A 15,817-nucleotide genomic window follows, 5' to 3' on the forward strand; every position below is an offset into this window, starting at 1 on the left:
ACTGGAGGATAAGTTTGTTATGCCATGATGGACTATACATTGAAGCTTTCCTGAAGGTATAATAGACGTTGTGAAGGGATGCCGGTGTTCACATACAATGAAAATGTGAATGATGGGATTCCCATGATTTAAGAAGAATGATAGCAAAAGTTTAGATTTAAAATAAATATTCTTTTTGGCATATATTAATCGTTACTTGAGGAGTTAAAAGGAAAAAACCCCAAGTGAAGGTGATGACATTTGAGTGATCCAGGGTCGAGTCCGAGGTTAGGGCAGGTTGTTCGAATTTCGAAGGGCCGTGAAGCCGGACAGTATGCTATTATTATTGAAGTTGTTGAAGGACGTTCTGTATTATTGGCTGATGGTGATAAGCGAAAATTTGATAAGCCAAAGAGAAAGAATATCCAGCACATTGAAGTGAGTGAATATGTTTCACCTGAAGTGAGAAACAGCTTGTTAGAGACTGGTCGAGTGACAAACGGTAAATTGCGTTATGCCTTATCAAAATTCATCAATGAAAACTTGATTGATTTGAAGAAGGGAGATCAACTCGATGGCGAAAGATGATGTTATTGAAATGGAGGGTAAAGTTGTCGAGACTTTACCGAATGCACAGTTTAAAGTAGAGCTGGAAAATGGCCATACAGTATTGGCGCATGTTTCAGGAAAAATCCGCATGCACTTTATCCGGATTTTAGCTGGAGACAAAGTGACAGTTGAATTATCTCCATATGATTTAACCAGAGGTCGAATTGTCTACCGTTATAAGTAAATACTCCGAGTAAAAGGAGGTAAGAGAAATGAAGGTAAAACCGTCTGTTAAACCAATGTGTGAAAAGTGCAAGGTTATTCGTCGTAAAGGTAAAGTAATGGTGATATGCGAAAACCCTAAACACAAACAAAAACAAGGATAATGAAGGAGGTGCAGGTCTAAATGGCACGTATTGCAGGTATTGATGTTCCTCGCGATAAAAGAGTTGTTGTTTCATTAACATACATTTACGGTATTGGTAAATCTACGGCTGCAAAAGTTGTAGAGGATGCAGGTGTATCCGCTGATACTCGTGTACGCGATCTTACAGAAGATGAGCTTTCCCGTATCCGTAACGAAGTGAATAACCTTACTGTTGAAGGTGACCTTCGTCGTGAAACATCTTTAAACATTAAACGTTTAATCGAAATTGGCTCTTATCGCGGTATCCGTCATCGTCGTGGTTTGCCACTAAGAGGTCAAAAGACAAAAAACAACTCTCGTACACGTAAAGGTCCAAAACGTACAATTGCTAATAAGAGAAAATAACTGAAAAAGGAGGTTAGCTAAATTATGGCTCGTAAATCTACAGCAGCTCGCAGAAAGCGTAAAGTGAAAAAGAATATAGAAACGGGTGTGGCACATATCCGTTCAACATTTAATAACACTATTGTTACGATCACAGATACTCAGGGAAATTCTCTTGCATGGAGCAGTGCTGGTGCATTAGGTTTTAAAGGTTCCCGTAAATCTACACCTTTTGCTGCACAAATGGCCGCAGAAGCAGCAGCTAAGGCTTCTATGGAGCATGGTGTAAAATCTATTGAAGTAGCTGTAAAAGGCCCTGGTGCTGGTCGTGAAGCAGCTATTCGTGCGCTTCAGGCAGCAGGTCTTGAAGTAAGTGCCATCGCTGATGTGACACCGGTGCCTCATAATGGGTGTCGCCCACCAAAACGTCGTCGTGTTTAATATCGTTTTGTATAGACATTTGTTACCCTGTCTATAATGGGTTATGATAGCTTATACACCAAAGCACGCTTGCAGCAGGACATTTTAGTTTCACGTGAAGACACGGGGGAACTTGCCTACCTGAGGAATTTCGGTTAGACATCCGGTCTAGCCGGGGTTTCGACGTTTTGAAGGAGGGTTTTATAGATGATTGAAATTGAAAAACCAAAAATTGAGGCGGTTGAAGTAAGTGAAGATGCTACATTTGGAAAGTTCGTTGTTGAACCACTGGAACGTGGATATGGTACAACAATGGGTAACTCCTTGCGTCGTATCCTATTATCCTCACTCCCGGGTGCAGCTGTAACATCTGTACAGATTGACGGTGTTCTTCATGAGTTTTCAACAATAGACGGCGTTGTGGAAGATGTTACAACCATCATTTTAAATCTTAAGAAACTGGCACTAAAAATCTATTCTGATGATGTTAAAACGATGGAAATTGATGTTCAGGGAGAAGGAACGGTAACAGCTGCTGATATCACCCACGATAGTGATGTGGAAATCTTGAACCCAGATATTCATATCGCAACACTATCCAGTAATGCACATCTCCATATGCGTATTACTGCAGAGCGTGGCCGTGGCTATCGTCCGGCTGAGGACAATAAGAAAGAGGATCAGCCTATTGGTGTCATTCCAGTTGACTCTATCTTCACACCAGTATCCCGCGCGACTTATCAGGTTGAAAGTACGCGTGTAGGTCAAGTAGCTAATTTTGATAAGTTAACGCTTGATGTTTGGACAGATGGTAGTATTCGACCAGAAGAAGCCGTTTCACTAGGTGCAAAAGTATTCACAGAACACTTAAATATTTTTGTAGGACTTACAGATGAAGCACAAAATGCAGAAATTATGGTAGAAAAAGAAGAAGATCAAAAAGAAAAAGTCCTTGAAATGACAATTGAAGAGCTGGACTTGTCCGTTCGTTCTTACAATTGCTTAAAACGTGCTGGTATTAACTCTGTTCAGGAACTCACTCAAAAGTCAGAAGAAGATATGATGAAAGTGCGTAATCTGGGTCGTAAATCTCTGGATGAAGTGAAATATAAGCTCGCTGATTTAGGACTTGGGCTGCGTAACGACGATTAATAATATGCATCCATGATCTTTCAGGAAAAAGGAGGGAAACGAAATGGCTAGAACGAAGCTTGGTCGTACAACTGATCAACGCATTGCGTTACTCCGAAATTTAGCTACAGATCTTATCGTTAAAGAACGCATCGAGACGACTGAGGCAAAAGCAAAGGAGTTACGTTCTGTTGTTGAAAAAATGATTACTCTTGGTAAACGAGGCGATTTGCATGCGCGTCGTCAGGCAGAATCATTTTTACAGAATGTGAACGTTGATGAAGAGGAAAAACAAACAGCTCTTCAGAAGCTGTTTGCCGATGTGGCACCACGTTATGAAGACCGTCAAGGCGGTTACACTCGTATCCTTAAATTAGGAGAGCGTCGTGGAGACGGTGCAAAAACGGTGATTATTGAACTAGTATAATCTTCGCAGGTGAAAGGGCGGGAAGCATCCTGAGATGTGATTCCGACCCTTTTTTTGTTTTATCCAAAATATAGGCAGGCTGATTATCACACATGAACTGGCCGTAATACCCCCACTGATGAAAGTTTCACTTTATGATAAAATAAAAGGAAATTTCAATTCGTGTTTACTAGTTCACAGATCCGAAAGTCAGTTGGCTTTTAGCTGAAAATAATAGGATATTACCTAGGAAATAGTCGAGGCAGAGAAGAGCGGAGGTAATTTTATGAGTACACCTTATGATATTGAATTTAAAAATGTATCCTTTCAATATCCGCAGAGTGACGAGTGGGCTTTGAAGGATGTCTCCTTTCATATAAACGAAAACGAATGGGTAGCCGTTATTGGTCATAATGGTTCAGGCAAATCTACAATTGCCAAGCTGATGAACGGTTTACTCACTCCGCAGCATGGTCATATCCAAGTAAAGGGTATGGAAGTAAATGAGGAGAACATTTGGGAAGTACGTAAAAGGGCAGGTATGGTTTTTCAAAATCCTGATAATCAGTTCGTAGGAACAACGGTCATCGATGATATTGCTTTCGGATTGGAAAATCATGGTTTTTTACGCGATGAAATGCTCAAACGCATGGATTACAGCCTGAAAGCTGTAAATATGGAAGGCTATGAAAATCATGAACCCCATAATCTGTCCGGTGGTCAAAAGCAAAGGGTAGCTATTGCCAGTGTTCTTGCTGTTGAACCAGATATCCTCATCCTGGATGAGGCAACAGCTATGTTAGATCCCAAGGGGCGCCGGTCCATTATGGAAACTGTTCATCATGTCAGACGGGAACGGGAGGTTTCCGTGATTACGATTACTCATGATTTAAATGAAGTCCTTTTTGCCGATCGGGTCATTGTTATGAATGATGGAAAGGTCTGGAGAGAAGGAACCCCAAGAGAAATATTTAACCTTCATGAAGAACTCAATCAAATTGGATTAGACACCCCGTTTGTTACACACCTGTCAAGTTCGTTAAAAGCAGAGGGTATAGAGCTTGGTCAGGAACCATTAACACATAAGGAATTGATGGATGAATTATGGACATTTTATTCGAGAACGTAAGCCATATATACCAAAAGAATACACCATTTGAATTCAGAGCCCTGAAGGATGTATCCTTCCAGATTCCCACTGGATCATTTGCGGCGATCATCGGACATACCGGAAGTGGGAAGTCAACGCTCATCCAGCATTTTAACGGCCTGCTCATACCCTCAAGCGGGCGAATACAAATGGATGATTTTCAATTGAAAGCCGGAGAAAAAGTAAAGGATATTATGTATTTACGAAAACGAGTGGGTGTCGTCTTTCAATATCCGGAGCATCAGCTTTTTGAAGAAACGATAGACAAAGATATTAAGTTTGGGCCGCAGAATTTCGGGCTGTCCCAGGATACGATTGATGCACGTCTTCCTGAAGTGCTAAAATCAGTAGGTTTATCGGAAGGACTCCTGTCAAGATCACCCTTTGATTTAAGCGGAGGGCAAATGAGACGAGTAGCGATTGCAGGAGTATTAATGATGGATCCCGATTTACTCGTATTAGATGAACCAACGGCTGGTCTGGACCCTCGTGGACAAAAGGATATTATGGACATGTTTGCACAGGTTCATAAAGAAAAACAGCGGACTACCATCCTTGTTACACATAGTATGGAAGATGCACTGAAATATGCGGATTATGTGTTCATTATGGATCACGGGAAGCTCGTCATGGAAGGGAATCCTGTAGAACTTTTTCAAAAGGAGCAGGCGTTACATGGAGTAGGCTTAGATGTCCCCGAAGTGATTAAATTTCTTAATGAATTTAAGTCCGCATTCGGATACTCCATTCCTTTTCACGGCCAGTCCATTCAGGAGTTAGCCAAGGATATGGCGAGGATTGTCAAAGGGGGCATAAAAGATGAGTAGTTCTTTTATCATCGGACAATATGTGCCCGGACAATCGGTTGTTCATCGTCTGGATCCACGCATGAAAATTGTTATGGTCTTTCTTTTTATTATTTTTATCTTTCTGGCAAATAGCTGGTTAGGCTATATGGTACTGACGCTATTTGCACTGTTAAGCGTGGTGACGACAAAAATTGCTCCCTCATATGTAATGAAAGGACTTAAGCCTGTCTGGTTTTTGATTATTTTCACCTTTATATTACATTTGATCGTCACGAAAGAGGGACAGGTATTGTTTTCAATCTGGAATTTTGACGTCTATTCGGGCGCCTTATGGAAAGGTCTTGAGATATCTTTACGTTTCTTTCTGTTGATTTTAATGACGACTTTATTAACATTAACGACGACCCCGATTTCGATTACAGATGCGATTGAAAGCCTGTTTCAGCCCTTGAATAAGGTCCGGTTCCCTGTCCATGAGCTGGCGTTGATGATGTCGATTTCCTTACGGTTTATTCCGACGCTCATGCAGGAAACAGATAAAATATCAAAGGCTCAGGCATCCCGCGGGGTAGATTTTCGTACAGGACCGGTAAAAGAGCGACTAAAGGCCGTTGTCCCATTGCTTGTCCCATTGTTTGTGAGTGCTTTTAAGCGTGCGGAGGAACTGGCGATGGCGATGGAAGCCAGGGGTTATAAAGGTGGAGAAGGCCGGACCAAGTTCCGCGAGCTGAAGCTGAAAAACGCGGATATATGGATATTTATCTTTTTTACTGCTGTTCTGATTCTATTCTGGATGTTACGAACATAGAGGGTGAATGAAGTTGGAACGAATAAAATGCACATTACAATATGATGGAACCTTTTTTTCGGGCTTTCAGGTCCAGCCTGATCAGCGTACGGTCCAGGGAGACATTGAAGCGGCCCTCCGGCGTATGCACCGCAATCAGCTTGTCCGGATTACGGCTTCAGGAAGAACGGATACAGGAGTACACGCTCTGGGCCAGGTTTTTCATTACGACACGGATTTAGAGCTTACAGAGGAAAAATGGAAAAAGGCATTGAATTCTCTGTTACCGGATGACATCTATATTACCGATGTCGAAAAGGTTTCGAATGACTTCCATGCGAGATTTAATGTAAAAATAAAGGAATATCGATATAAACTATTGAATCAGAAAAAACCCGATATTTTTCACCGTCATCATTATTGGCACATTTACCAGGATCTGGATGTCGAAAAAATGCGGCAGGCAGGAGAGTACTTAATTGGTACTCATGATTTCACTTCATTTTGTTCGACCAAAACAGAGGTTCAAGGTGATAAAATCCGCACCATATATAATGTGGAAATTTTACAGGATGATCCTGTGCTAACTGTAAGTGTACAGGGAAGTGGATTTTTATATAATATGGTACGCATCATTACAGGGACACTTGTGGAAGTCGGACAGGGTAAGGTCAGTCCGGATGAAGTAAAAGCTATTCTGGAAGGTAAGGACCGGACGTTGGCGGGCCTAACTGCTCCGCCGCAGGGTCTGTATTTATGGCAGGTGGTTTATCAAGAATAAATGACCTGTACGATTCCATCATCAGGGGAGGCCCTCTGCTGATGGACGTTTTACTTTATTTTTCATACATAGGGGAGTGGAGAAAGATGAGGATTAAACGTGCTTTACTGAGTGTATCCGACAAAGAGGGAATTGTTGAATTTGCCCGAATGCTTTCAGACAATGGTATAGAGCTGGTATCTACAGGGGGAACGAAAAAGCTGCTGGATAACGAGGGGATTCCTGTTGTTAGCGTGGAAGAAGTAACCGGATCACCGGAAATTCTGGATGGTCGGGTGAAAACCCTGCACCCGACAATTCATGGAGGAATTCTTGCCAGGCGGGATCAGACTGAGCATATGGGCCAACTGCAAGAGCAGAATATCCAGCTGATCGATTTGATTGTGGTGAATCTGTACCCATTTAAGAAAACCATTTTACGTGGAAATGTAACAGAGGAAGAGGTTATTGAAAACATTGATATAGGTGGACCCACCATGCTTCGTGCGGCAGCCAAAAACGCCCGTGATGTGACAGTAGTCGTTGATCCGAATGATTATCAGGACATTGGAACTGAGATTCAAGAGCATGGTGCTGTTTCTCCAGAGAAGCGCAGAAGATTGGCGGCTAAGGTATTTCGTCATACAGCCCATTATGATGCTTTAATTAGCCAATATTTGAGTGAACAGGTGGAGGAACATGAGCCTGATTATCTCACGCTTACCTATGAGAAAAAGCAGGATTTGCGTTATGGGGAAAATCCTCATCAACAGGCAGCTTTTTATAAACATGTTCAGGCGGATTCCTCGTCAATAGCAAACGCCGAACAGCTTCACGGGAAGGAGCTGTCCTTTAATAATATTCAGGATGCAGACAGTGCTCTGGGGATGGTAAGGGAATTTCAGGAGCCAGCCGTTGTAGCAGTGAAGCATACGAATCCATGCGGAGTGGGTACAGGGGAAACCTTGGATGAAGCATGGAAACGGGCCTATGAAGCAGATCCTGTATCGATTTTTGGCGGAATTGTAGCGTTGAATCGAAACGTGGATGAACGTGTCGCAAAACAGCTAAGTGAAATTTTCCTCGAAATTATTCTGGCACCGTCGTTTTCTGAGGAAGCCCTGTCTATTTTGCAGAAAAAGAAAAATATCAGGCTGTTAACGGCTGATTTTAGCGAAAATCAGAGAGTCCGTCAGCTGATCAAGTCGGTTCGTGGCGGTCTGCTCGTTCAGGAGGAGGATGTCTATTCTCTTGAACAGGCCACCATTCATATTCCGACAAAGCGGAAACCAACCGATGAAGAATGGGCAGATTTAAAGCTTGCATGGCAGGTTGTCAAACACGTAAAGTCAAATGCCATTCTGCTTGTGAAGGATCAGAAGACCATAGGAGTCGGTGCCGGTCAGATGAATCGAGTAGGAGCTGCTGAGATTGCCATTAAACAGGCAGGAGAAAGTGCAGAAGCGGCAGTTATGGCCTCAGACGCCTTTTTCCCGATGGATGATACCGTAGAAGCTGCTGCTCAGGCAGGGATAAGGGCAATTATTCAGCCAGGCGGATCCATCCGGGATGAAGACTCGATTAAAAAATGTGATGAATATGGCATTGCTATGGTGTTTACAGGTGTTCGTCATTTTAAGCATTAAGACTGGCTTTATGGTATTTGAAGAGCTGTAATGGCAGAGAATAAATGAATGTCCCTGCTGTAAATAATGGAAATGGGAACAATCAGGAATAAATCTTGACATTCATACTACAGCTATTATAATATTATCTATGGCATTTTATTTCAAAACCACGATTAGCCCCGGAACTATTCGTGTTGAGATAATGAAAATGAACAGTGAAATCTAGAATTTTGAATGATTGAAAATAGGAGGGAAAACCACATGCGTACAACATTCATGGCGAATGATCAGAACGTTGATCGTAAATGGTATGTTGTTGATGCGGAAGGACAAACTCTTGGTCGTCTGGCTAGTGAAGTTGCCGCTATTCTCCGCGGAAAACATAAACCAACATACACACCGCATGTAGATACTGGTGATCATGTTATCATCGTGAACGCAAATAAAGTAAACCTGACTGGTAAAAAGCTTACAGATAAAATGTATTACCGCCATTCAAACTATCCTGGTGGTCTTAAAGCTCGCAGCGCAAATGAAATGCGTACGAACTATGCGGAAAGAATGATTGAAATTACCGTTTCAGGTATGCTTCCAAAGAACAAATTAGGTCGTAAAATGATCAAAAAACTTCATGTATTTGAAGGACCTGAACACAATCACCAAGCACAAAAACCAGAAGTTTATGAACTTCGTGGGTAATTTTAAGGAGGTTGACTAGAGTGGCTGAAGTACAATACTACGGTACAGGACGTCGTAAAAGCTCCGTAGCTCGTGTTCGTCTCGTTCCTGGTACTGGTAAAGTAGTTGTGAATAAACGCGATGCGGAAGATTATTTCCCATATGAAACACTACGTCGTATTTTAAACCAGCCTTTAGAAGTAACAGAAACTAAAGGCAGCTACGATGTATTGGCAAATGTTGATGGTGGAGGATTCACTGGTCAAGCAGGTGCAATCCGTCTGGGTATTGCCCGTGCTTTGCTTGAAGCAGACCCTGAGTATCGTTCTGCTCTTAAGCGTACCGGTCTTCTCACTCGTGATGCTAGAGAGAAAGAACGTAAGAAATACGGTCTTAAAGCAGCACGTCGCGCACCACAATTCTCAAAGCGTTAATATATGTTTATCAAAGACTCTTTTCACTTATGTGGAAAGAGTCTTTTTTATGGCTTAGGAAATTATAAAATATACGATTTGTGGATATGAAAAACAGGAAAGGCCACGTCCGGCTCAGTCCAGTCCGTACGTCGCTAAACGGGCGGTTCCGCCTTTGTTCTGTCGAGCAATGTTTCCTTGTGTACTTCGATTTGGAGTGAAGGGTCGCCGCTCCGGATTTCATCCAGAATGATAGTAATTAGATTGGATGGAGCAGGAATATGCCGGAGTAAGCGCTCATTGATCCGTGGTGACCGCGATTTGTCCGGAACCAAAGTAATTAATCTTATCGAGGAAAAATCAGTCGAATTTGATGAGAATTAATCGGGTAGATATAGGAATTAGACCTGTTTTAGAAATAATTAATCCGAAAAAGAAAATAATTTGTCCAGTTTTGAGAAAGATTGGTCTGAAATGTGTGGAATTGATCTGAATAGGTAATTATTTTTCCATTAAATGATGAATTATGCCTGAATGGCCCTGATTATGCCAGAGCCGGTCGATATGAGCCGAAGAAAACCTAATCCAGAATCACGACAATTTATCCAATCTCCCATCAATTGAACCAAAAACTAATCTTCTATAAAAACCAATCAGCCATTCCATTTAAATTGCATAATCCCCACCCTTGTCCCATATAGTTTAACGAGCGTAATATGGGGAGGAAATGGTATGAATAGAATCTTTGTTTATCGGTTACTATGGTTATTAGGCTTTATTGCCCTCATTGTTTTACTGAGATATCCAGCTGCGACCGAAGAAGCAGGAAACTCTTTCTCGCTTCCTTTGTCCGGGAAGGTCATTGTACTGGATCCTGGACATGGTGGTGTAGATGGTGGAGCTGTAGGTGAGGATGATTCCCAGGAAAAGGATATTGCCCTGAGTACAGTGAAGTATTTAAGGGATTATCTGCAGGAAGCGGGGGCGCTGGTTTATCTGACAAGAGAGGGAGACTATGATTTAGCGGCTGAGGGAACAAACGGCTATTCCAAGCGAAAAGCAGAGGATATTCGAAAGCGGGTGCAATTTGTTAAGGATAAAAATCCGGATATGTTTATTAGTGTCCATTTGAATGCCATACCGCAGACGAAATGGTCCGGGGCTCAAACCTTTTATCATCCATCTGTAAAGAAGAACGAGCATTTAGCCAAATTTATTCAAAGTGAAATTCGTCGCAATTTGGAAAATACCACACGGAAAGCACAGTCCGTCGACAATATTTATATTCTTAAACATACAGATCAGCCGTCTGCACTAGTGGAAATCGGTTTTTTGTCGAATCCCCATGAGAGAGACTTATTAAAAACGGATGATTATCAGCAGAAGATGGCTGCTTCCATCTATGAAGGGGTTTTACGCTACATAACAGAGGAAAAATATCCAGAAGAATCATAATTTTTTTGTTATCATAAGATGTATATCACTTAGAATTCCAGTAATATGTGTTATACTTGTCTTAGGTAAATACTAGCAAAGGCGGTGGCAAAATGTTATCCAAGTCAGAAATCATCGAAATACTAAAACCCTTTAAAGATCCATATTTACATAGAACCTTTGAAGAAACGGGTGCTATTCAGGAGATTTCTATTAAAGAGGAGAAAAATCATGTCAGTATAAAACTGGCCATCGGAAACCCGAATTCCGCTGAACAGATGCAGCTTCAACAGGAAATTGTAAACGCATTAAAAAAAGAAGGAGCTGCTACAGTAGGCCTGCGCTTCTCTAAGCTGCCTGATGAGGTCATGCAAAAGTATGAAGGAGCTGCGAAAAAGAGTAAAGAGGCAGAGTTATTAGGTGGACAGGAGGATGTCAACTTTATCGCGGTTGCCAGTGGTAAAGGTGGTGTAGGGAAATCCACCGTAACGGTTAACCTGGCTGTTGCTCTTGCCCGCTTAGGTAAAAAGGTCGGGATTGTCGATGCAGATATTTATGGGTTCAGTGTCCCTGACATGATGGGGGTGGAAAATCGCCCGCAAGTACGCGGAGAAAAGATTATTCCAGTCGAACGCTTTGGTGTAAAAATTGTTTCGATGGGCTTTTTCGTGGAAGATAACTCCCCGATTATCTGGAGAGGCCCAATGCTCGGTAAAATGCTGACAAGCTTCTTTAAAGAAGTGGAATGGGGCGATCTTGATTACTTGTTACTTGACCTGCCTCCAGGTACAGGGGATATGGCTCTCGATGTGCACTCCATGCTGCCATCTTCCAAGGAGCTGATTGTCACGACTCCACACCCTACAGCTGCATTTGTCGCTGCGCGTGCAGGTCAAATGGCTCTGAAAACCGAGCATGAAATATTAGGTGTTATCGAAAATATGGCTTACTTTGAAAGTACACTAACAGGTGAAAAAGAGTATGTTTTTGGACAAGGTGGGGGCGACAAGCTGGCCGAAGTCTTAAAGACAGATGTATTGGGACGACTCCCTCTACAGCAGCCTTATGAAGAGGAAGACGAATTTGCTCCTGGTGTGTATCAGAAGGACCATCCAACCGGAAATACATTCCTGAAAATAGCGGATAAAATCACGAAAAAGTTTGGTGAATAATGAGAAACCCTTGCTGAAGAATGATCAGCAAGGGTTTTTTTGGGAAGTAATCATTCCGACTCTGTAGATAGGAAATCATGGGAGGCCGCGTCCGGCTTCAGCGCCCGGCGAGGCCTCTTCTGCCTTTGTTATACCATTTCCTGCAGTAATAAATAAAGCAGCCAGATAATCATTTATGAAGAACCTCCTGATCCTCCTCCGCCATCGGATCCGCCAGAGCCGCCTCCGCTTTGGCCTCCGCCGCTCTGTCCGGAACCTGATTGACCGCCTTGCTGCTTTTGCATATCTTCAGCGGCTTTTAGGAGGATTTCACTCATTTTTGCTTTAAATAATGGACTTTCCAGTGTTTCCTGGATGGACTTTTCCAGGTGCTCTTTAAATTTCTGACTCTGTAAAGTCTGCTGAATCATATCCTCCATTTCCGGATTCTGCATTAAATCCATCATTGATTTTTGATATTCGGAGTCCTTCATAAGTCCCTTTATTAATTTCTCCTGAGAATCCTTTGTTGCTTCTGTATAGGTTTTAACAAACTTCGGATCTTCAAACAGTTTACTCCAGAACTTTTTCCCTTTATCCGAAGTCAGTGTACTATTTATAGCATCCTTCACCATAGCTGAATCCATAACTAACTGCTGTTTCATTTTTTCATCACTTAAAACTTCCTGAAGGGCTTTTTTTCCTTCATCGGTTTTTACAATATCAACCACCATTTTTTTGGTTGTTTCATACTCCGCATCGCCTTGAGATTGACCTGTATCTCCTCCGCAAGCGGTTATAAACATGAAAATGGTTAAGATGAGCAACCATTTTTTTATCATGGCTGGATCTCTCCTTCAATCCGACATCCTATTTTTTAATATGGGAATAAGCCTTGAATTTATACGTTTAACAAATAGGAAATATTAGTGAAAACATGTTAAAATACGATAGAATGGACGAAAACGTATTGTAGGAGGAAATGTTGTGACAACTCAGAAGTGGGTTCACTTATTTTTTAAAACATTATTTTTAGGTGCTATTGCTGCCATTGTTACAAGCTTTTTTGTGAAAACCGATTCATACACAATGTTTATGGACCCAATAAATGTATGGGAGTTGTTTGGTGCCCTCATCTGGTTCATGGGTATTGGCTTTCTTTTTAGTGTTGTGAGTCAGACCGGATTCTTCGCTTATTTATTTCTGAACCGCTTTGGATTGAATATTTTCCGTGGATTCTGGCGTCCTGTTCAGATGGTTCTCATTGCGTTTGTTTTGTTTGATCTTGTATATTTCCCTTACCAGAGTGCAGGGGACGATGCAAACCTGGGCCCATATGTTTTAACCGCGCTTGTTCTATTTTTATATGGAATGGCCGTGGCGTATTTCAAGGCAAAGGAAACAAATCAGAAAGCTTTTCTTCCTGCTGTTTTCTTTATGGTGGTTGTAACGGTTATTGAATGGGTACCGGTGTTAAGAACGAATCAGGTAGACTGGATGTGGCTTATGATTGTACCACTACTGGTCTGTAATACATATCAATTAATGCAGCTCCACCGGCTTACAAGACCCAATGAAGAAAAGCCGGCCGTAACTGCACAGAGCCGTAATACAAATTCAAATGTTAAATAAGAGTTAAAGAGCTGGGCTAAAGCGGAGGAGAATACACGTTTTCCCAGCCCTTGTTTTAATTGAGGGCTTCACTTTCCGATGAACTGTTAGAGATGAGCTCGGAAATAGTGACGAATGATAAGTCCTTCTTAAGTTTCGGTATGGTTTCCTTCAGTGCAGACCCCGTATGTTTAATAACATCAGAAGCATGCAGCAGGATAATGTCTCCGCCTGAAGCTTCATCCAGGATTGTTTCGGCAATCTTTTTCGTGCCGGGATTTTTCCAATCATCAGGATTTATGCTCCAGTAAATGGTCGTCAACCCCAATTGATCAACCGTTTTTAATACCTCTTCATTAAAATGACCGCTTGGGGGCCTTAACAGCTTGATATCCGGGTAGCCCAATTTCCGGAATACCTCTTTCGCCTTTAATAAATCCTTTCTCACTTCTTCCATATCCTGCTTCACGTAACTTTTATAACGATAGCCAAGCATTCCTATTTCGTGATTATCCTCAGCTATCTGCCCCAATATCTTTGGATGACGTTCTGCCCATTCACCACTGACAAAAAAGGTGGCATGAATATCCTGCTGCTTTAAAATATCCAAAATATCAAACACCTTTTCCTGCCCCCAGCTTATGTTAAAAGTAAGGGATAGCTGATCCGAATCTTCCTCTCCACTTTTGATAAAAGCTTTAGGTTCTTCCTTTTTGGATACTATCGAAAAAGAACTCGTTGTTTCGGCAAAAAGATAGAGAGCCGCAAAAAAAGCGGTGATGAATATGATGAACCACCGATTTTTGTTACGTGTATGGGTTCTATAGTTAGATTTCATTCTCTGTCCCTCCTATCAGGTCGGTGTAACTTATTATATGAAGGCATGTCCTCCCTTATGTAACAGTTTGGTCCTGCCTTGAAAAGATAAATTCAGACTATCTGTATAAGAAATCATGAGAGGCCACGTCCGGCTCCAACGCCCAGCGACTAGCGAGACTTCCTTCACCTCCGTCCGATAAGTCAACATCGACTCTCTCCGTTCGTCGTGTTTCCTTTTCCGCGTGTTAACTGGCTGTAAGACCCCTGTAAGATGGGGGCAACAGCCAGTAAACACCTGATTTGTTCAACTAACAATCACTGGGGAATGAACCCCCACTGATTGTAGTTTTACTTTATGTCCGTACGTCGCTAATTTAAAAGCGAAGGCGACCGCTTAGGCCTGCGAGCCGTAGCTGGACAAACGGGCGCTTCCGCCTTTGTTGCTCATAAATTGTTCCTGAAATGGAGAAGATGAAGGATATAAAATAAGAATGAGGAGAATGACAGATGTATGGACTGATGTTAAATGATATGGAGAGAAAAGAATTCGAGTACTTATTGAAACGAGAAATGGAAGAACTAATCTTAGATCTAAAAAGCAGAAATATTGATCATGTTGTAAAAAGAGCGATGAGAGAACGCTATGAGATTTTATTTCGATTATTTAAGAGATTCGCGAATAAATCGGAGTGTTTAAAGTATATGCCGTCTAAGCATTTTTCTAAGCATTCCGGATAATTACCTTTAATTTCCACTAGTCATACTACGAAAACCGTATTATAATAATTTCTGGCTTTGAAAAAAGTCGAAAGGGAGAGGAATTAAGTCAAACACTCAGATATTGTTATTTCCTCTGTTTTTAATGATTAATAGAGTGCATAAGTCAAAAGAGAGATCAGCTGTATAAATCAAAGAACAGCATATACTTTTACAGGCTTTTAAAAGAATTTTATCTGGTATTTATCTCTGTTGAATTTTCTTTTAAAAAGTGTATTGACATTCATATTAATCCATGGTAAATTTATTTTCGTCGTCAGGAAAGACGGCAACGCAATCAAAAAAACAACAAAATAAATTGTTGACATTAAAACAACTATTTGTTATTATAATAAAGTCGCTGTTTTGAGAGGCGACAAACTTCGAACCTTGAAAACTGAACAAAACAACCAGTACGTCAATTCGCTATTTAATAGCATTTTATGAGTAACAGGAAAACTTGTTTCTCGATAATAGTTGAGCACTTCTTATGTGCGATGACAACATTTATTGGAGAGTTTGATCCTGGCTCAGGACGAACGCTGGCGGCGTGCCTAATACATGCAAGTCGAGCGCGTGAAACAA

General features: G+C 41.6%; 21 protein-coding genes and 1 rRNA gene. 20 read left to right on the forward strand and 2 right to left on the reverse strand.

The window, feature by feature from the left end; genetic code table 11:
• The first annotated feature begins 240 nt into the window (after positions 1–240).
• The 17 genes from ABD006_RS17225 to ABD006_RS17305 all read left to right on the forward strand — a co-directional run bounded on the left by ABD006_RS17225 (position 241) and on the right by ABD006_RS17305 (position 12,067).
• Positions 241–567, forward strand: coding sequence for a KOW domain-containing RNA-binding protein (locus tag ABD006_RS17225; protein ID WP_044153306.1), 327 nt, complete (start codon positions 241–243; stop codon positions 565–567).
• A complete protein-coding gene (gene infA, locus ABD006_RS17230; RefSeq protein ID WP_343843811.1) occupies positions 554–772 on the forward strand; it encodes a translation initiation factor IF-1 in 219 nt (72 codons plus the stop codon). The genes ABD006_RS17225 and infA overlap by 14 nt, the downstream gene beginning before the upstream one ends.
• A 28-nt stretch (positions 773–800) precedes the next feature.
• Entirely contained in the window at positions 801–914 is a 114-nt protein-coding gene (rpmJ, locus tag ABD006_RS17235) for a 50S ribosomal protein L36 (protein ID WP_044153295.1), read from the forward strand.
• 20 nt (positions 915–934) lie between these two features.
• Positions 935–1,300 (forward strand): 30S ribosomal protein S13, encoded by a 366-nt coding sequence (rpsM, locus tag ABD006_RS17240; protein WP_343843816.1) that lies wholly within the window; start codon positions 935–937, stop codon positions 1,298–1,300.
• 24 nt (positions 1,301–1,324) lie between these two features.
• Entirely contained in the window at positions 1,325–1,720 is a 396-nt protein-coding gene (gene rpsK / locus ABD006_RS17245; protein WP_343843819.1) for a 30S ribosomal protein S11, read from the forward strand.
• Positions 1,721–1,906: 186 nt separating this feature from the next.
• Complete coding sequence (locus tag ABD006_RS17250) at positions 1,907–2,851, forward strand: DNA-directed RNA polymerase subunit alpha (protein ID WP_343843823.1); 945 nt, start codon at positions 1,907–1,909, stop codon at positions 2,849–2,851.
• A 43-nt stretch (positions 2,852–2,894) separates the two neighbouring features.
• Positions 2,895–3,257 carry a 50S ribosomal protein L17 gene (rplQ, locus tag ABD006_RS17255; protein ID WP_343843826.1) on the forward strand — a complete coding sequence of 121 codons (363 nt, stop codon included), beginning with the start codon at positions 2,895–2,897 and terminating at the stop codon, positions 3,255–3,257.
• A gap of 265 nt (positions 3,258–3,522) precedes the next feature.
• Entirely contained in the window at positions 3,523–4,365 is an 843-nt protein-coding gene (locus ABD006_RS17260; RefSeq protein WP_343843829.1) for an energy-coupling factor ABC transporter ATP-binding protein, read from the forward strand.
• Complete coding sequence (locus ABD006_RS17265; protein ID WP_343843832.1) at positions 4,341–5,213, forward strand: energy-coupling factor transporter ATPase; 873 nt, start codon at positions 4,341–4,343, stop codon at positions 5,211–5,213. The genes ABD006_RS17260 and ABD006_RS17265 overlap by 25 nt, the downstream gene beginning before the upstream one ends.
• Positions 5,206–6,003: an energy-coupling factor transporter transmembrane component T family protein gene (locus ABD006_RS17270; protein WP_343843834.1), complete on the forward strand. Its 798-nt coding sequence runs from the start codon at positions 5,206–5,208 to the stop codon at positions 6,001–6,003. Before ABD006_RS17265 ends, ABD006_RS17270 begins: the two co-directional genes overlap by 8 nt.
• A gap of 13 nt (positions 6,004–6,016) precedes the next feature.
• The gene (gene truA, locus ABD006_RS17275) at positions 6,017–6,763 is read left to right on the forward strand and encodes a tRNA pseudouridine(38-40) synthase TruA (RefSeq protein ID WP_425542243.1); all 747 of its coding nucleotides are present in this window, start codon (positions 6,017–6,019) and stop codon (positions 6,761–6,763) included.
• A gap of 86 nt (positions 6,764–6,849) precedes the next feature.
• Positions 6,850–8,388 (forward strand): bifunctional phosphoribosylaminoimidazolecarboxamide formyltransferase/IMP cyclohydrolase, encoded by a 1,539-nt coding sequence (gene purH, locus ABD006_RS17280; protein ID WP_343843840.1) that lies wholly within the window; start codon positions 6,850–6,852, stop codon positions 8,386–8,388.
• A gap of 243 nt (positions 8,389–8,631) precedes the next feature.
• Positions 8,632–9,069, forward strand: coding sequence for a 50S ribosomal protein L13 (gene rplM, locus ABD006_RS17285; RefSeq protein WP_044153254.1), 438 nt, complete (start codon positions 8,632–8,634; stop codon positions 9,067–9,069).
• 20 nt (positions 9,070–9,089) lie between these two features.
• Positions 9,090–9,482: a 30S ribosomal protein S9 gene (rpsI, locus tag ABD006_RS17290; RefSeq protein ID WP_343843870.1), complete on the forward strand. Its 393-nt coding sequence runs from the start codon at positions 9,090–9,092 to the stop codon at positions 9,480–9,482.
• A 228-nt stretch (positions 9,483–9,710) separates the two neighbouring features.
• Positions 9,711–9,845 (forward strand): hypothetical protein, encoded by a 135-nt coding sequence (locus ABD006_RS17295; RefSeq protein ID WP_343843846.1) that lies wholly within the window; start codon positions 9,711–9,713, stop codon positions 9,843–9,845.
• Between the two features lie 348 nt (positions 9,846–10,193).
• Complete coding sequence (gene cwlD, locus ABD006_RS17300; protein ID WP_343843848.1) at positions 10,194–10,916, forward strand: N-acetylmuramoyl-L-alanine amidase CwlD; 723 nt, start codon at positions 10,194–10,196, stop codon at positions 10,914–10,916.
• Positions 10,917–11,008: 92 nt separating this feature from the next.
• The gene (locus ABD006_RS17305; protein WP_343843851.1) at positions 11,009–12,067 is read left to right on the forward strand and encodes an Mrp/NBP35 family ATP-binding protein; all 1,059 of its coding nucleotides are present in this window, start codon (positions 11,009–11,011) and stop codon (positions 12,065–12,067) included.
• Between the two features lie 173 nt (positions 12,068–12,240).
• Here ABD006_RS17305 and gerD read toward each other — a convergent pair whose 3' ends face one another.
• The gene (gene gerD, locus ABD006_RS17310) at positions 12,241–12,888 is read right to left on the reverse strand and encodes a spore germination lipoprotein GerD (protein WP_343843854.1); all 648 of its coding nucleotides are present in this window, start codon (positions 12,886–12,888) and stop codon (positions 12,241–12,243) included.
• Positions 12,889–13,033: 145 nt separating this feature from the next.
• On the opposite strand from gerD, the gene ABD006_RS17315 reads away from it, so the two are divergent.
• Positions 13,034–13,678, forward strand: coding sequence for a KinB-signaling pathway activation protein (locus ABD006_RS17315; protein ID WP_343843857.1), 645 nt, complete (start codon positions 13,034–13,036; stop codon positions 13,676–13,678).
• 55 nt (positions 13,679–13,733) lie between these two features.
• Here ABD006_RS17315 and ABD006_RS17320 read toward each other — a convergent pair whose 3' ends face one another.
• Positions 13,734–14,495, reverse strand: a complete 762-nt coding sequence (locus tag ABD006_RS17320) for a polysaccharide deacetylase family protein (protein WP_343843859.1) — start codon at positions 14,493–14,495, stop codon at positions 13,734–13,736.
• A gap of 488 nt (positions 14,496–14,983) precedes the next feature.
• Between ABD006_RS17320 and ABD006_RS17325 the strand changes: the two genes are divergently transcribed.
• On the forward strand, positions 14,984–15,214 hold the full coding sequence (locus ABD006_RS17325; RefSeq protein WP_044153240.1) for a hypothetical protein: 231 nt from the start codon (positions 14,984–14,986) through the stop codon (positions 15,212–15,214).
• A gap of 525 nt (positions 15,215–15,739) precedes the next feature.
• A 16S ribosomal RNA gene (locus tag ABD006_RS17330) occupies positions 15,740–15,817 on the forward strand; the annotation flags it as partial.

Source organism: Salinibacillus aidingensis (assembly GCF_039522525.1).
Classification (GTDB): Bacteria; Bacillota; Bacilli; order Bacillales; family Alkalibacillaceae; genus Salinibacillus; species Salinibacillus aidingensis.

Bases quoted from the DNA above. Each gene is read 5' to 3' on its own strand.
- rplM (WP_044153254.1), top strand. From the start codon at position 8,632: ATGCGTACAACATTCATGGCGAATGATCAGAACGTTGATCGTAAATGG.
- purH (WP_343843840.1), top strand. From the start codon at position 6,850: ATGAGGATTAAACGTGCTTTACTGAGTGTATCCGACAAAGAGGGAATT.
- gerD (WP_343843854.1), bottom strand. From the start codon at position 12,888: ATGATAAAAAAATGGTTGCTCATCTTAACCATTTTCATGTTTATAACC.
- rpsM (WP_343843816.1), top strand. From the start codon at position 935: ATGGCACGTATTGCAGGTATTGATGTTCCTCGCGATAAAAGAGTTGTT.
- ABD006_RS17250 (WP_343843823.1), top strand. From the start codon at position 1,907: ATGATTGAAATTGAAAAACCAAAAATTGAGGCGGTTGAAGTAAGTGAA.
- ABD006_RS17270 (WP_343843834.1), top strand. From the start codon at position 5,206: ATGAGTAGTTCTTTTATCATCGGACAATATGTGCCCGGACAATCGGTT.
- rpsK (WP_343843819.1), top strand. From the start codon at position 1,325: ATGGCTCGTAAATCTACAGCAGCTCGCAGAAAGCGTAAAGTGAAAAAG.
- rpmJ (WP_044153295.1), top strand. From the start codon at position 801: ATGAAGGTAAAACCGTCTGTTAAACCAATGTGTGAAAAGTGCAAGGTT.
- ABD006_RS17295 (WP_343843846.1), top strand. From the start codon at position 9,711: ATGATAGTAATTAGATTGGATGGAGCAGGAATATGCCGGAGTAAGCGC.
- ABD006_RS17305 (WP_343843851.1), top strand. From the start codon at position 11,009: ATGTTATCCAAGTCAGAAATCATCGAAATACTAAAACCCTTTAAAGAT.
- ABD006_RS17325 (WP_044153240.1), top strand. From the start codon at position 14,984: ATGTATGGACTGATGTTAAATGATATGGAGAGAAAAGAATTCGAGTAC.
- ABD006_RS17265 (WP_343843832.1), top strand. From the start codon at position 4,341: ATGGACATTTTATTCGAGAACGTAAGCCATATATACCAAAAGAATACA.
- ABD006_RS17320 (WP_343843859.1), bottom strand. From the start codon at position 14,495: ATGAAATCTAACTATAGAACCCATACACGTAACAAAAATCGGTGGTTC.
- ABD006_RS17260 (WP_343843829.1), top strand. From the start codon at position 3,523: ATGAGTACACCTTATGATATTGAATTTAAAAATGTATCCTTTCAATAT.
- infA (WP_343843811.1), top strand. From the start codon at position 554: ATGGCGAAAGATGATGTTATTGAAATGGAGGGTAAAGTTGTCGAGACT.
- cwlD (WP_343843848.1), top strand. From the start codon at position 10,194: ATGAATAGAATCTTTGTTTATCGGTTACTATGGTTATTAGGCTTTATT.
- rplQ (WP_343843826.1), top strand. From the start codon at position 2,895: ATGGCTAGAACGAAGCTTGGTCGTACAACTGATCAACGCATTGCGTTA.